The organism is Brevibacillus sp. BC25, assembly GCF_000282075.1.
Classification (GTDB): domain Bacteria; phylum Bacillota; class Bacilli; order Brevibacillales; family Brevibacillaceae; genus Brevibacillus.
The window spans coordinates 1-12,824 of sequence record NZ_AKIX01000032.1; the positions used below are offsets into that span (position 1 = coordinate 1).

At 45.6% G+C, this 12,824-nt stretch carries 15 protein-coding genes and 1 tRNA gene; 12 read left to right on the forward strand and 4 right to left on the reverse strand.

From position 1 onward, the window contains the following. The first annotated feature begins 90 nt into the window (after positions 1 to 90). From PMI05_RS09615 to PMI05_RS09655, 9 genes are all read left to right on the forward strand, one after another. Positions 91 to 166 (forward strand) — tRNA-Gly (locus PMI05_RS09615). A 146-nt stretch (positions 167 to 312) separates the two neighbouring features. Next, complete coding sequence (locus PMI05_RS09620) at positions 313 to 1,956, forward strand: lipopolysaccharide assembly protein LapB (protein WP_007720420.1); 1,644 nt, start codon at positions 313 to 315, stop codon at positions 1,954 to 1,956. Positions 1,957 to 2,020: 64 nt separating this feature from the next. Then, on the forward strand, positions 2,021 to 2,980 hold the full coding sequence (trxB, locus tag PMI05_RS09625) for a thioredoxin-disulfide reductase (protein ID WP_007720422.1): 960 nt from the start codon (positions 2,021 to 2,023) through the stop codon (positions 2,978 to 2,980). A gap of 235 nt (positions 2,981 to 3,215) precedes the next feature. Beyond that, positions 3,216 to 4,097 (forward strand): RNase adapter RapZ, encoded by an 882-nt coding sequence (gene rapZ / locus PMI05_RS09630; protein WP_007720425.1) that lies wholly within the window; start codon positions 3,216 to 3,218, stop codon positions 4,095 to 4,097. Between the two features lie 78 nt (positions 4,098 to 4,175). Then, positions 4,176 to 5,186, forward strand: coding sequence for a YvcK family protein (yvcK, locus tag PMI05_RS09635; protein WP_007720429.1), 1,011 nt, complete (start codon positions 4,176 to 4,178; stop codon positions 5,184 to 5,186). Positions 5,187 to 5,194: 8 nt separating this feature from the next. Further along, positions 5,195 to 6,142 (forward strand): DNA-binding protein WhiA, encoded by a 948-nt coding sequence (gene whiA, locus PMI05_RS09640; protein WP_007720431.1) that lies wholly within the window; start codon positions 5,195 to 5,197, stop codon positions 6,140 to 6,142. A gap of 49 nt (positions 6,143 to 6,191) precedes the next feature. Further along, positions 6,192 to 6,449 carry an HPr family phosphocarrier protein gene (locus PMI05_RS09645; protein WP_007720434.1) on the forward strand — a complete coding sequence of 86 codons (258 nt, stop codon included), beginning with the start codon at positions 6,192 to 6,194 and terminating at the stop codon, positions 6,447 to 6,449. Between the two features lie 128 nt (positions 6,450 to 6,577). Further along, positions 6,578 to 6,760 carry a hypothetical protein gene (locus PMI05_RS09650; RefSeq protein WP_007720436.1) on the forward strand — a complete coding sequence of 61 codons (183 nt, stop codon included), beginning with the start codon at positions 6,578 to 6,580 and terminating at the stop codon, positions 6,758 to 6,760. Between the two features lie 10 nt (positions 6,761 to 6,770). Beyond that, positions 6,771 to 6,956, forward strand: a complete 186-nt coding sequence (locus PMI05_RS09655) for an H-type small acid-soluble spore protein (protein WP_007720438.1) — start codon at positions 6,771 to 6,773, stop codon at positions 6,954 to 6,956. Positions 6,957 to 7,070: 114 nt separating this feature from the next. On the opposite strand, the gene clpP is transcribed toward PMI05_RS09655, so the two are convergent. Further along, positions 7,071 to 7,673, reverse strand: a complete 603-nt coding sequence (gene clpP / locus PMI05_RS09660) for an ATP-dependent Clp endopeptidase proteolytic subunit ClpP (RefSeq protein WP_007720441.1) — start codon at positions 7,671 to 7,673, stop codon at positions 7,071 to 7,073. Between the two features lie 131 nt (positions 7,674 to 7,804). Further along, positions 7,805 to 8,026 (reverse strand): hypothetical protein, encoded by a 222-nt coding sequence (locus tag PMI05_RS09665; protein WP_007720442.1) that lies wholly within the window; start codon positions 8,024 to 8,026, stop codon positions 7,805 to 7,807. 215 nt (positions 8,027 to 8,241) lie between these two features. Between PMI05_RS09665 and PMI05_RS09670 the strand changes: the two genes are divergently transcribed. Both PMI05_RS09670 and PMI05_RS09675 read left to right on the forward strand, forming a co-directional pair. Continuing rightward, positions 8,242 to 8,709: a copper amine oxidase N-terminal domain-containing protein gene (locus PMI05_RS09670; protein ID WP_007720444.1), complete on the forward strand. Its 468-nt coding sequence runs from the start codon at positions 8,242 to 8,244 to the stop codon at positions 8,707 to 8,709. Positions 8,710 to 8,926: 217 nt separating this feature from the next. Further along, on the forward strand, positions 8,927 to 10,162 hold the full coding sequence (locus PMI05_RS09675) for a branched-chain amino acid ABC transporter substrate-binding protein (RefSeq protein ID WP_007720447.1): 1,236 nt from the start codon (positions 8,927 to 8,929) through the stop codon (positions 10,160 to 10,162). A gap of 249 nt (positions 10,163 to 10,411) precedes the next feature. On the opposite strand, the gene PMI05_RS29920 is transcribed toward PMI05_RS09675, so the two are convergent. Both PMI05_RS29920 and PMI05_RS09680 read right to left on the reverse strand, forming a co-directional pair. After that, positions 10,412 to 10,546, reverse strand: a complete 135-nt coding sequence (locus PMI05_RS29920; RefSeq protein WP_007720451.1) for a DUF4023 domain-containing protein — start codon at positions 10,544 to 10,546, stop codon at positions 10,412 to 10,414. A gap of 35 nt (positions 10,547 to 10,581) precedes the next feature. Further along, entirely contained in the window at positions 10,582 to 12,450 is a 1,869-nt protein-coding gene (locus PMI05_RS09680) for a PAS domain-containing sensor histidine kinase (RefSeq protein WP_007720454.1), read from the reverse strand. Positions 12,451 to 12,644: 194 nt separating this feature from the next. Here PMI05_RS09680 and PMI05_RS31035 point away from each other — a divergent pair, with 194 nt between their 5' ends. Continuing rightward, complete coding sequence (locus PMI05_RS31035; RefSeq protein WP_007720456.1) at positions 12,645 to 12,803, forward strand: hypothetical protein; 159 nt, start codon at positions 12,645 to 12,647, stop codon at positions 12,801 to 12,803. Positions 12,804 to 12,824: the final 21 nt, after the last annotated feature.

The window sequence follows — 12,824 nt, forward strand, 5'->3', positions numbered from 1 at the left end:
CTGACTTTTAATCAGAGGGTCGAAGGTTCGAGTCCTTCATGGCTCACCAGTTTTTTCAATCGGACAAAATATGAATAGTTGATAAGATATGCGGACGTAGCTCAATTGGTAGAGCGTCGCCTTGCCAAGGCGAAGGTCGAGGGTTCGAGACCCTTCGTCCGCTCCATTTTTGTTCGTAAACACCACTTGCTATGGGCCAGTGGTGTTTCTTGCTTTATCCGCTGAACACTTTAAAAGACGAGTCAGCTTGTAGGGTGCCGATGCTTCTGGTACGATACTTGGAGTGTAAGCTCCTACGATGTTGGAGGTTTTATGAAACATAACAAAAGTATTTTGAAGAAAACGACCGTCGTTGACTTTAAGCAAGATGCTGCTTTTTTTGTTGACCGGGGAATGCGTTGTTTGAATCGGTACGACTATGATAAAGCATTGCGTTCATTTCGCCGAGCAGTTGAAATGGAGCCGACGAATGCAGAATGCCACTGCCATTTGGCTAGTGCCTTAGCTGAAACCGGACAGTTTGAAGCGTCAAATGAAGTCCTCTATGAAGTGATAGAAAAATGGGACCCATCCATGACAGAAGTGTATTTCTACATGGCGAATAACTATGCCAACTTAGAAGATTACCATATGGCAGAAGAAATGGCTGTTCGCTATTTACAAGAAGATAGCACTGGACCGTATCGGGAAGATGCCGAAGAGCTCCTCGACTATATTTACTTTGAGCTGGACATGCCACCGCGACACTTCCTCCCAAGTGAAAAAGAGGACGTATACAGCAAGCATGAACGAGCTCGTCGCAGTCTGGAAGAGGGACGTTTCCTGGAGGCACTGGATACCTTAAAAGAAATCGTCGAAGCCGATCCTGACTTTTTGCCAGCGTGGAACAATTTGTCTCTTGCCTACTATTATGCTGGCGAATTCCAGAAGGCGATGGAGACAATCGAGCAGACGCTGGATAAGGAAGAAGGAAACCTGCATGCACTGTGCAATTTGGCGGTTTTGCTCTCCCATCACAATCAAACGACAGAGCTGTTGAGCTTGATTGATATGCTGAAAAAGGTCGTTCCGTTCCATCCGGAAAATACCTATAAGCTCGCAACAACAATGGGAGTGCTCGGCCAGCATGACGAAGCATATTTCCATTACCACCGAATGCTGCGAAATGGACGGCCGCATGAAGCGTGCACGTACCACTATGCTGCAATCTCCGCTTATTTGAGTGGGAAAAAGGATCAGGCACTACGCTGGTGGCAAAAAGCTAAGCAGTTAGATCCAGAAGCAGGAATCGCAGATCAATACATTCAAATGGTAAAAAACGAACAAGAAGGGGAGACTATAAAACCGATCCCCTACCAATACAATACGACCCAACATGATGTTTCTTGGGAAAAGGCTTCGTTCACGGGAGTGGAAGATTTTAAAACAGACCCGATGATCCGAGCTTCCCTTCTCTGGGCATTGCAGCATGGACGCGATGAAGTGAAATTCGCGGTGCTGCAAACATTGTCTCTGATCGGAGACGATGAAGCTGAAACTGCGGTCCGTCAATTTTATTACCAGACGGATAACCAACAGCTGCAAAAGTTGGCTTTGCTGGCTTTGGCTGATATGGGTGCAGACATGCCAGAAGGAACTCCTGATGGACCGAATGGTTCACCAACGACGGAAGAGCAAAAGAGCAGTATAGAAGAAGAAATAAGCCATTATTTGCTCTCGCAGGGCAAGCAAGAGGCCGGAGAATGGTGCCTCGATGTATGGCGTAAGCATCATGAATATGCCCAAAGTCGTGTACAAGTGCGAAAAGAAGTAGCGTGGGTCGCAGCATTAGAATATGTATACGGAACGATAAGGAACGAAAAACAGTCACAAGCCCTTCTAGCTCAAAAATACGGCATTTCTGCCGCTACCTTGGCAAAGTGCGTCAAAGTTTTGTCGACACTTGATTTTAAATAGATTATTACATTATAATTAATTTAAATAAGGAAACAAAACTGTGTGAGATGAGGAGGCAACAAGCATGAGCGATCAAAAAATTTATGATGTTATTATCGCCGGAGCTGGCCCTGCTGGAATGACGGCTGCAGTATATACATCCCGTGCGAACATGAGCACATTGATGCTGGAGAGAGGAATTCCAGGCGGTCAAATGGCGAACACGGAAGATATCGAGAACTACCCAGGCTTCACTTCCATTCTTGGCCCTGATCTCTCTACAAAAATGTTTGAGCATGCACAGCAATTCGGTGCGGAGTATGCATATGGCGAAATCAAGGAAATCCGCGATGAAGAGCCGTACAAGCGCGTTATCACGGGTGACAAAGAATACTTGACCAAATCTGTTATTGTGGCAACTGGTGCAGAGCATCGTTTGCTCGGTGTACAAGGCGAAAAAGAATTGTCCGGCCGTGGTGTTTCTTACTGCGCGGTTTGCGACGGTGCATTTTTCCGCAATAAAGAGCTGGTGGTTGTTGGTGGAGGAGATTCCGCGGTAGAAGAGGCTGTGTTCCTTACTCGCTTCGCTTCCAAAGTGACTATCGTACACCGTCGTGATCAGTTCCGTGCACAGAAAATCCTGCAAAAACGCGCTTTCGATAACGAAAAAATCGAAGTGATCTGGGATACAGAACTAAAAGAGATCCGTGGTGAAGGCAAAGTACAAGTGGTTCTCTTGGAAAATACGAAAACAGGTGAACAAAGAGAATACCCAGCAGATGGAGTGTTCATCTACGTTGGTATGGACCCATTGACTGCAAGCGTACGTCCACTGGGCATCACCAACGACGCAGGCTACGTACTGACAGACGAAAAAATGAACACCAAAGTAAAAGGTGTTTTTGCAGCAGGAGATGTACGCGAAAAAATGCTGCGTCAAGTCGTGACAGCTACTGGAGACGGTTCTATCGCTGCTCAATCTGCTCAACACTATGTAGAAGAGCTGAATGAAAAGCTAAAGGAACAAAATGTCACAATCTCTTAACCTGCTTGTAACATGGGTGAAATAATTCAAGTGTAATCTATAGACAATGAATTGACCCCCTTATCTATATAAACAATTGTTGCGTGGCTGGCATTCAGTCACGCATCTTTTTTTCTAAAAAAGCTTGAACGCCTGTAGAAGACGTCATTGGAAAAACAGGGGAAGCGGTTCAAAAAGGTGCGAATAAGGTGGACAATATGGTATGCTATTGTCAGAATCGTAGGAGGCGAGTTGCGTGACGGAATTGGGAAACGACAAGGCCATGAATCTCCTGATTATTACCGGAATGTCAGGTGCGGGAAAGACAGTTGCTGTACAAAGCTTGGAGGACCTGGGCTTTTTTTGTGTAGACAACCTACCCCCTGTACTGATTCCCAAATTTGCTGAGTTGGTCAAACAGTCTGGTGGGAGTATTGAGCGAGTCGCATTGGTGATTGACTTGCGAGGGCGTGAGTTTTTTGAAAATCTAGCCGTAACCATGGAGAGCCTCAATCAGATGAATGGATTATCGTACCACATCCTTTATCTGGATGCGAACGATCAGACATTGGTTTCTCGCTATAAGGAAACACGTCGCAGACATCCGCTTTCCCCGAACGGTTCGCCTTTGGAAGGAATTCATGCTGAGCGCCGTTTGTTGGAGGAAATGAAGGGCTGGGCGCATCAGATTATCGATACGAGTCAAATGAAGCCAGTTCAGCTTCGAGAAAAAATCATCAACCAATACGGTCAACAAGGATCACCCCTTACGATTAATGTGCTGTCATTTGGTTTCAAATACGGCGCACCGATAGACGCTGACTTGATGTTCGATGTCCGTTTTTTGCCTAACCCACATTATGTGGAGGATTTGCGTCCGAAAACTGGATGTGATCCAGACGTGGCAGAGTATGTGATGAAGCACAAGGACACAAAGGAATTCTTAGAAAAGCTTACAGACTTTTTGGGGTACACCCTGCCGCATTACCAGCGAGAAGGAAAAAGTCAACTTGTGATAGGAATTGGATGCACCGGTGGCAAACATCGCTCGGTCGCCATTGCAGAACATTTGGGAGAAACCTTTGGCAAAGATTTTTCTGTCCGTGTCAGTCATCGAGACATGGAAAAGAACAAATGAGCATAAGATGGCTGGAAAGACTGAAGCGTGCATAAAAAGCCACCTGTGGTATGTGTATTAGAAATAATGAGGTGACATATGCCTACTAAGGGAGTCGGGAGGCTACAGTCAAGGCCATTACGGATAGTTGTTATTGGCGGAGGAACGGGCCTGTCCGTCCTTCTACGCGGTTTGAAGCACGAGCCGGTGCATATCACAGCGATTGTTACGGTAGCAGACGATGGGGGAAGCTCTGGACGTTTGCGAGAAGAAATGGATATGCTTCCACCTGGCGACATTCGAAACGTCTTGACTGCTCTGGCCGATACAGAGCCGTTGATGGAAAAAGTCATGCAATATCGTTTTTCCACAGGCACGGGATTAGCAGGGCATAATTTGGGAAATCTATTACTTGCAGCGATGAACGAAATCACTGGAGATTTTGTCACCGCAGTCAAAACATTAAGCGGGGTCTTGGCAGTACGTGGAGATGTATTGCCAGCTTCCACGCAATCGATTCAGTTGAAAGCGGAAATGACAGATGGATCTCTCGTAATCGGAGAATCCCAAATACCGTTGACAGGCAAAGAAATCAAGCGGGTGTTCCTTGACCCGGAGGATGCTGTTCCTCTGAGCGAAGCCCTGATGGCTATTGCCGACGCGGATGCCATTTTGATTGGGCCTGGCAGCTTGTACACGAGCATCCTGCCCAATTTATTAGTACGCGGGTTATTTGAAGCGATTACACGCGCACAAGCCCCGAAGATCTACATTTGTAACGTCATGACGCAACCGGGGGAGACAGACGGTTTTTCTGCATCCAGGCACGTGAATGTCATGTATGACCATGTAGATAGACCATTTCTGGATACGATCATTGTCAATTCAGCCGAGCTGCCTACCCATGTATTGGACAAATACGCGGAAAAAGGAGCAGCTCCTGTTCGATGTGACTTAAAGCAATTGCGCCAAATCGGTCTGCATGTTGTGGCGAGACCGTTAGTCACATTTGAGGACGGATACCTACGTCATGATGCACATGCTGTCAGCAAGCAGGTCGTGTCACTCGTCAGACGAAGACGGAAGGTGCTGAAGATAGAGAAGGAGTAGTGAAGTCGATGTCATTCGCCGCGCATACCAAAAAAGAACTTACCATGATGGAGGGTGCCGATTGCTGCAGCAAGGCAGAGCTTTCAGCCTTGATTCGGATGAATGGAAGTCTGCAGTTTGGAGCCGGACGACTGGTGCTGGATGTGACGACAGAGAACGCGGCGATTGCCCGACGCATTTACACGTTAATCAAGAGGTTGTTTCAGATACATGCTGAACTGCTGGTTCGCAAAAAAATGCGTTTGAAGAAGAACAACGTCTACATTGTGCGTATTCCGAATAAGGCTAATGAGATTTTGCAAGACTTGGGGCTAATGGATCAAAGCCTGTCGTTTATCCCAGGAATCGCTCCAGAGATCGTGAAAAAGTCCTGTTGCCGCGCTGCTTATTTGCGGGGGGCTTTTTTGGCGGGGGGATCTGTGAATCATCCAGAGGCATCCAGCTATCATCTGGAGATTTTCACTTCCTATCAGGATTTTTGCGAAGCATTGACCAAGATCGCCAATCGGTATAAACTAAATGCCAAGTGCATCGAGCGGAAAAAAGGGTATGTTCTCTATATTAAAGAAGGCGAAAAGATTACAGAGTTTTTGAGCTTGATTGGCGCTCATCAGGCACTTCTGTATTTCGAGGACGTCCGAATCGTAAAGGACATGAGGAACTCGGTAAACCGTTTACACAATTGTGAAATCGCCAACATAAACAAAACGGTGAATGCAGCCACCAGACAAATGGAAAATATTCAACTCATCGATCAAGAGATGGGATTGGAGAATTTGCCAAAACGTCTGCGAGAGGTCGCGGAGCTTCGAGTGGCTCATCCTGACATCAATTTGAAAGAATTGGGTGAGATGGTGCCAAGCGGAGTAGTGAGCAAATCGGGCATTAACCACCGCTTGCGAAAAATTAACGAAATCGCTGACAAAATACGAGAAAAACAAAATATTTCGATGTAGATGCATGTTATACTAAAGGATAATAGTCTACAAGTGAGGAGGTCCATTCATGGTTCAACAGCAGGTCGTGGTTCAGTTAAAGACCGGTTTGCAAGCTCGTCCAGCAGCCTTTTTCGTACAGGAGGCTAACCGTTTTGCATCGGAAGTATTCGTAGAAAAAGGCACCAAGAAGGTCAATGCGAAAAGCATCATGGGTATCATGAGCCTCGCAATCAGCTCTGGAACGGAAATTACCATTTTGGCAGAAGGGCCGGATGCCTCCCAGGCAGTCACCAGCCTTACGAATCTGGTAAGCAAGGAAGAATAGAGTTACGAGAGACACTTTTCCCTTATAGGGAAGTGTCTTTTTTTGTTGGTCATCTTGATGAATATGTATCAATTCACTTCGGGCAGGGCATTTCTAACCATGTATATTGCATGAAGGAGGAATGACACATGAGTAACCGTGATAAGTGTTACGAAGGCCGCGATTGTTATGATATGGACATTGATCGGATGGTAAACGAGGGACTGGGGGGCGGAGTTGTTTCCGACCAAAACGGCCTGATTGAAGAAACGACTGTAGACACGATGACAGGGGCGTCGTCGGCCAAGCAAGCTCTTGAAGATGAGCAATAGGGAGCCGCTTATGAATGTAACGAGAGCACAAGCCATCATGAGCTCCGACGACCATATCAAGGTAGAGTACGAAGGACAAGCCGTTTGGATCGATGCTGTAGACGAAAAAACATCAACTGCACGTGTGCATGAGGAAAAAAATCCGGGACATAGCCGGACAGTCTATGTCAGTCAGTTAATGGAAGTATCACCATGATCCATCGAAATAGCCGTGCAAACCAAGGGAAGCCTCTTGGGGTTTGCTCGGCATACAAAAAAACACTCGGCCTGTAGTCCAGGCACGAGTGCTTCTTTTTTTACTACGTATCTCTTATTTTTTGGAAGATGGTTCAGAAGTGATGACTTTGTCAATCAATCCGTACTCTACTGCTTCTGCGGCAGAGAGGAAGTTGTCGCGATCGGTATCCTTTTGGATGCGCTCCAAAGGCTGTCCAGTGCGTTCAGCCAGGATGGTGTTCAGATGATCACGCATCTTCAAAATACGTTTTGCGGCAATCTCAATGTCGCTCGCTTGACCTTGTGCTCCACCCAATGGTTGGTGGATCATGACTTCACTGTTTGGCAGAGCAAAGCGTTTGCCTTTTGCCCCAGCAGCCAGCAGGAATGCTCCCATCGAAGCAGCCATTCCGATACAAATGGTGGATACATCTGGCTTGATGAAGTGCATAGTATCGTAAATTGCCATACCAGCAGTAATTGAACCGCCTGGGCTGTTTATGTACAAGTGAATGTCTTTCTCCGGATCTTCCGCCTGAAGGAACAACAACTGTGCCACAACGATATTGGCTACGGTGTCGTTGATTGGGGTTCCCAGAAAGATGATGCGGTCTTTGAGCAGGCGGGAATAAATGTCGTAAGCACGTTCCCCACGGTTCGTCTGTTCAATGACGGTTGGAATTAAATTCATATGCATCTAGTCTTCCTCCTCTCTTTGTAACAATATCATACACAAAAGGTCAATGAAGGTCAAACACATAAGTGCGTGCCCTCACTACCATGTTTGCCAATTTCCCTCTGTCTAAACGTACTCGAAAAAGAAAACATTCATTCCTTGGAATTCTCATCGGCCTCGGCCAAATCGACGGCGAGTTTCAACGTGGCTTTCATCTTTTTTCCCTTGATGATCGTATATTCATCGATTTGTTTGGCTTGCAGTTGATTGATGGCTTCCGCCAGCTCCTGTTGGTCTTTATATGGTTCAATGGTCAATAAGCATTCTTCGTCACTGGCCTCTTGATAAATGAGAAAAAAACGTTCCCCTGCCATGGTAAGCCTCACTTTCGAAAGTTATCCACAATGTTATGCACAGGTTGTGCACAAAAACATTTGTTCGTGGGATATATATTTTATTTCCTAGTCTTGTCATGTTTGGGGAGAGAATTACATAGGAAATGTATGGAATAAAAAAGAAGGAAAAAGTTGATTCGTGTCGAACCTTACAAAATTGGAATTCATTTCATGATATTTAAGGGGTGTTTATTATGCTTCGCAAGTTTTCTACAATGATGCTTACAGCGGCTCTTCTAACAGGAAGTGTAGCAGCAACGGCTGCGTTTGCCCAATCTGCTCCTGCTCCTGTACAGCAACAAAAAATCAAAGTTCAGCTAAACGGTAAGGAGTTCCCATTCCCACAAGAAATCGTTACTGAAAATGGTGTTGTGTATGTGAATTCGAGCACATTGGCGATTGCTTTGGGTGGTACTGCAGCATGGGATAGCACGACCAAATCTCTGCTTGTTGCCAAAGACAACCAGTACGCTCTGCGTATGTACGAAAACAAAAACTTTGCTTATAAAAACGGCAAAGAAACCAGTGTAGCAAATCCGCCGCGTCCAGTGACCGGAGCAGTGCTCGTTCCTCTCGTATTCATCGCCCAAGAATTGGGTGCAAAAGTAGAGTACGATGCAAAAACGCTCACTTACAAGCTGAGCATTCCAATTAATTCCTAATAGTCAATCGGATACTTCTCATCAAGATAGCCACTTCTAAGCGTAGAAGTGGCTATCTGCCTCAATACACCACGTGTACGCCTCTATTAGCAGCCAGCGATAGAGGTTCTTTAATTGATTCTTCTTTCAATCATTTCTATTGCAAATTTTCTAAAATATCCTACAATAAGATTGTGATTCATAGTTTGCTCATAAATAAAGAGGGGGATGTTTTGCTATGAAAAAACAGAAATCATTGTCGATACTGGCTGCAACATTTGCTCTGAGCACATTGCTCGCGGGCTGCGGTGGAGGTACGGGGACGGGTGGACAAAGCGCGACACCACAACCGAGCAACAATAGCGGAGGAAGCACGGGCGGTGCAAGCGGAGCTACTGAGAAGCTCGTGATTGCTGTAGTTGGTCCGATGTCTGGTCAGTACTCCGATTACGGAAGCACAGCAAAAGCTGGTGCTGAATATGCGTTGAAAGAAAAGACAGAAGCATTCAAAGCACTTGGCTTTGACATTCAATTGTCCGCGCAAGATGACCAAGCTGACCCGAAACAAGGGGTAGCAGTCGCACAAATGTTGATTTCAAATCCTGACGTAGTCGGAGTAGTTGGCCATGCTACAACAGGTGCTTCGATTACAGCAGCAGCGCAATACGAGCAAGAGAAGCTCGTAATGGTATCTCCTTCCGCAACGGGATCAGATTTGACTGAGCAAGGTAAGAAGATCGTACACCGCATTTGTGCGCGTGATGATCAACAAGGCTCCAAGGCTGCTATTTTTGCCAAAAATCAGTTGAATGTAAAAACGGCTTTCGTTATGCATGACAAGGCTGCTTATGGACAAGGTCTTGCGGAAGAAGTGAAAAAGCAATTTGAAAAAGACGGCGTACAAGTTCTCGGCTTTGAAGGGGTAACAGCAGGCGAGAAGGATTATAGTGCGATCATCACCCAAATCCTTGCGAAAAATCCAGAGATGATCTACTTCGGTGGATATTACTCTGATGCAGGGATCATCGTGAAACAAGCACGTGAAAAAGGCTTCAAAGGTGTCTTCATGGGTGGCGATGGCTATGACTCCGCTGACATGGTGAAAATTGCTGGTGCGGAAAATGCGAATAACGTAGTCTTTACTTCTACTGTTGGCGATATTGGTGCTACGGAAGACGGCAAGAAATGGATCACAGACTTCGAGGGCGCGACTGGCAACAAAGTAGGGATCTTCACTTCGTTTGGTTACGACTCCATGGGTGTTATGCTGAACGGTCTGGAAGAAGCGATCAAAGCAAACGGCGGCAAAAAGCCAACTCGTGAACAAGTGCTGGAAGCTGTTCACAAAACCAAAGATTACAAAGGCAAATTCGTTAACGTAACATTCAATGATAAAGGCGACAACGACTTTGCTTCCGTATACGTGTACAAATATGAGGATGGAAAGAAAGTATTTATGGGTGAAGCGAAGTAATTCTTTATTATGAATTAGCCGTTTGGGACATACTACGTTTGGCATGAATACCAGAATGAAAAGGAAGGGATTCTGATGTCAAACAATCGTAATACAAAGAATGGCGGCAACCAAGGACACAGCAGCAAGACGCAAGGGACCCAAAAGCAAAAGTCTGAAAGAGATCGTAACCTGAATAAGCAGGATCCACAATAACAAGCAAAAACCCACCTGGCCCGGCAGTGAGCTCGCAGGTGGGTTTTTGCTTCGTTATACTCGTTGCTTGCTGGGCAGACGCTGTTCCGGATGACCGTAGCCCTGATGCTGTTTGTTACGCAGGTTTTTCGCTTGGGATTCGCGAATTTTGGCCACGAACTCACTCGTGCTCATTTTGGTGAAATCCATAGGGCACCTCCACTCATGATGGGATGTACACCTTTCTAGGATGACCCAATTTGGTCTTGTACAATCGGTAGTGTAATCTCTACCACTGTACCTTCGTGCTTTCTGCTTTTAATTTCCAGGCTGCCGTTGTGGTCTTTCATGATTTTGCTGCTGATCATAAGGCCGAGGCCAGTCCCGTTTTCTTTTGTCGTGAAAAAGGGGGCACCCAGCTTGTGAATCATTTCTTCAGAGATTCCACAGCCAGTATCCGTGAGCGTAATGAGTACTTGATGATCGTCTATTAAAGCGGTGGCAATAAGAACCTCACCATGTCCGTCGATCGCTTCGATGGCATTTTTAATGATGTTGATAAAGACTTGCTTGAGCTGGTTTTCTTCTCCCGCAATGATCGGATGGTAAGCAAATGCGGTACGGAAATTGATGTTTTTCAAATTTGCTTCCGACCTCAATAGTGCCAAGACGCTTTCCAGCAAAGGGATGAGCGGAAGAGGCTTAATTTGGATGCTATGTGGCTTTGCCAAGACTAACAATTCACTCACAATAAAATTGATCCGGTCCAGTTCAGAGAGCATGATGTCGGCGTACTGCTGGTTATCATTCATGCTCGGATAAAGAAATTGGATAAAGCCCTTCAAAGATGTGAGCGGATTGCGAATCTCATGGGCGATTCCAGCAGCCAGCTCCCCAATCACGGACAGCTTCTCAGCCTTCCGTAATAGTTCCTCGTTATTTCGGCGTTCTGTAATATCGCGCGATACGATGATAAAGCCATCACAATCCCCCGTTTTCGTCAGGATAGGGGCACCCTTTGATTCGAGAACGATCCATTTGTTATTTTTCGTTTGGAAACGAAACTCGCATATTTTTGGTTCTTTGGTCGCCAGCAAATGATGAAAGTGGTCAATGACAGTTTGCCGATCTTCTGGATGAATCTCGGCAAAGGTGAGCTGACGGCATTTTTCACTTTTTTCGATTACACGTGAATGCGATGGGGAGAGATAGAGGATATCCCCGTTTTTGTCCGTAATCAGAATAAGATCATCTGTGTATTCTGAGATGATTTTGTTCGTATTCTCGCTTTTAAACAAGGCGGCCTCAGAGTATTTGCGTTCTGTGACATTTCGCGAGACTAACATGATGTTTTGGACGTCTCCTGCCGCGCTTAAAATGGGGATTCCGCGTGTTTCGAAGGAGACCTCGTTTCCGTTCCTATGCATAGAGCGCGTCTCGAAATGAACGGGTTGTTTCGTTGCCATGATCTCTTGAAATTTGTCCTGGAACATAGGGATATCCTCTGGATGTGTGAGTTGCAGATTGTTAGGGGAAGTAACCTCGGCAGGAACAAATCCCAATTGCTCGATTGATGGGGATGCATAGATGCGTCGCATGGATAAATCATAAATCGTCACGATATCCTGGGTATGATCGATGAGGAGACGATATTTGGCTTCGGTTTGACGCAAGGCCTCTTCAATTTTTTTGCGGTCGGAAATGTCACGGGTAATGCATGAAGCACCAATAATTTTTCCCGTTTCATCTTTGATTGGAGCAGCTGACAGAATGACATCCATCTTCGTGCCATCTTTTCGCTGCCTGATGGTTTCGTAATTGGTTAGTAGTACACCCATGCTCCTGACCGCATCAAATAACTGTTTGGTCTCGCTCCTATACTCGTCTGGAATAAAGCAGAGCGGTGAAGCGTAAATCTCCTCCATGGACCAACCGTAGTATTGCTCAAAAGCATGATTTACCAAGACGATATTGTTATCGAGATCACTAATCGAGATGGCATCCGTCGTAAAGTGAAAAAATGCTTTTAATATTTGATCTGGAAACAACACTTGCGTGATTTCCTTTTTTGAGCGTTTCTTTTTCCATAAGAAAGGGGTATTAAGCTTGTTCATCAGATTTCCCCCGCATAGTCTATCAAGTATTTGAGTGAGATAGCGTTGTCGTAACTATTCGAGATGTAGGAGCCATTTTCCTATCAAAATTTGGAATAGTTTGTTATTCCATAATGAATTGGTTATGCATGAAGGTTCTGACTCGTATGGAAATCAGCTATAATGAGAGTTAGAAAAAAGTCGGGGGTGTATGCATGACAACTGGTTTTATCGTTGCGTTGGTGCTCATTTTTATCGTCATCATCGGTGCGACGATTTTGGTTACAAACAAAGCTTATTCGCGTAAACCTGAACAAATAGATCCGATTCTGCCCAGTAAGGATACTGCTGGTAATAAGGAACTCGATCAATAATGCCAGTAGGCAAAAGAAAAG

Excerpts from the sequence above, each read along its gene's own strand:
- trxB (WP_007720422.1), top strand. The coding sequence starts at position 2,021 with ATGAGCGATCAAAAAATTTATGATGTTATTATCGCCGGAGCTGGCCCT.
- PMI05_RS09680 (WP_007720454.1), bottom strand. The coding sequence starts at position 12,450 with ATGAACAAGCTTAATACCCCTTTCTTATGGAAAAAGAAACGCTCAAAA.
- PMI05_RS29920 (WP_007720451.1), bottom strand. The coding sequence starts at position 10,546 with ATGGATTTCACCAAAATGAGCACGAGTGAGTTCGTGGCCAAAATTCGC.
- PMI05_RS09655 (WP_007720438.1), top strand. The coding sequence starts at position 6,771 with ATGAATGTAACGAGAGCACAAGCCATCATGAGCTCCGACGACCATATC.
- clpP (WP_007720441.1), bottom strand. The coding sequence starts at position 7,673 with ATGCATATGAATTTAATTCCAACCGTCATTGAACAGACGAACCGTGGG.
- PMI05_RS09650 (WP_007720436.1), top strand. The coding sequence starts at position 6,578 with ATGAGTAACCGTGATAAGTGTTACGAAGGCCGCGATTGTTATGATATG.
- PMI05_RS09620 (WP_007720420.1), top strand. The coding sequence starts at position 313 with ATGAAACATAACAAAAGTATTTTGAAGAAAACGACCGTCGTTGACTTT.
- PMI05_RS09645 (WP_007720434.1), top strand. The coding sequence starts at position 6,192 with ATGGTTCAACAGCAGGTCGTGGTTCAGTTAAAGACCGGTTTGCAAGCT.
- whiA (WP_007720431.1), top strand. The coding sequence starts at position 5,195 with ATGTCATTCGCCGCGCATACCAAAAAAGAACTTACCATGATGGAGGGT.
- yvcK (WP_007720429.1), top strand. The coding sequence starts at position 4,176 with ATGCCTACTAAGGGAGTCGGGAGGCTACAGTCAAGGCCATTACGGATA.
- PMI05_RS31035 (WP_007720456.1), top strand. The coding sequence starts at position 12,645 with ATGACAACTGGTTTTATCGTTGCGTTGGTGCTCATTTTTATCGTCATC.
- PMI05_RS09665 (WP_007720442.1), bottom strand. The coding sequence starts at position 8,026 with ATGGCAGGGGAACGTTTTTTTCTCATTTATCAAGAGGCCAGTGACGAA.
- PMI05_RS09670 (WP_007720444.1), top strand. The coding sequence starts at position 8,242 with ATGCTTCGCAAGTTTTCTACAATGATGCTTACAGCGGCTCTTCTAACA.
- PMI05_RS09675 (WP_007720447.1), top strand. The coding sequence starts at position 8,927 with ATGAAAAAACAGAAATCATTGTCGATACTGGCTGCAACATTTGCTCTG.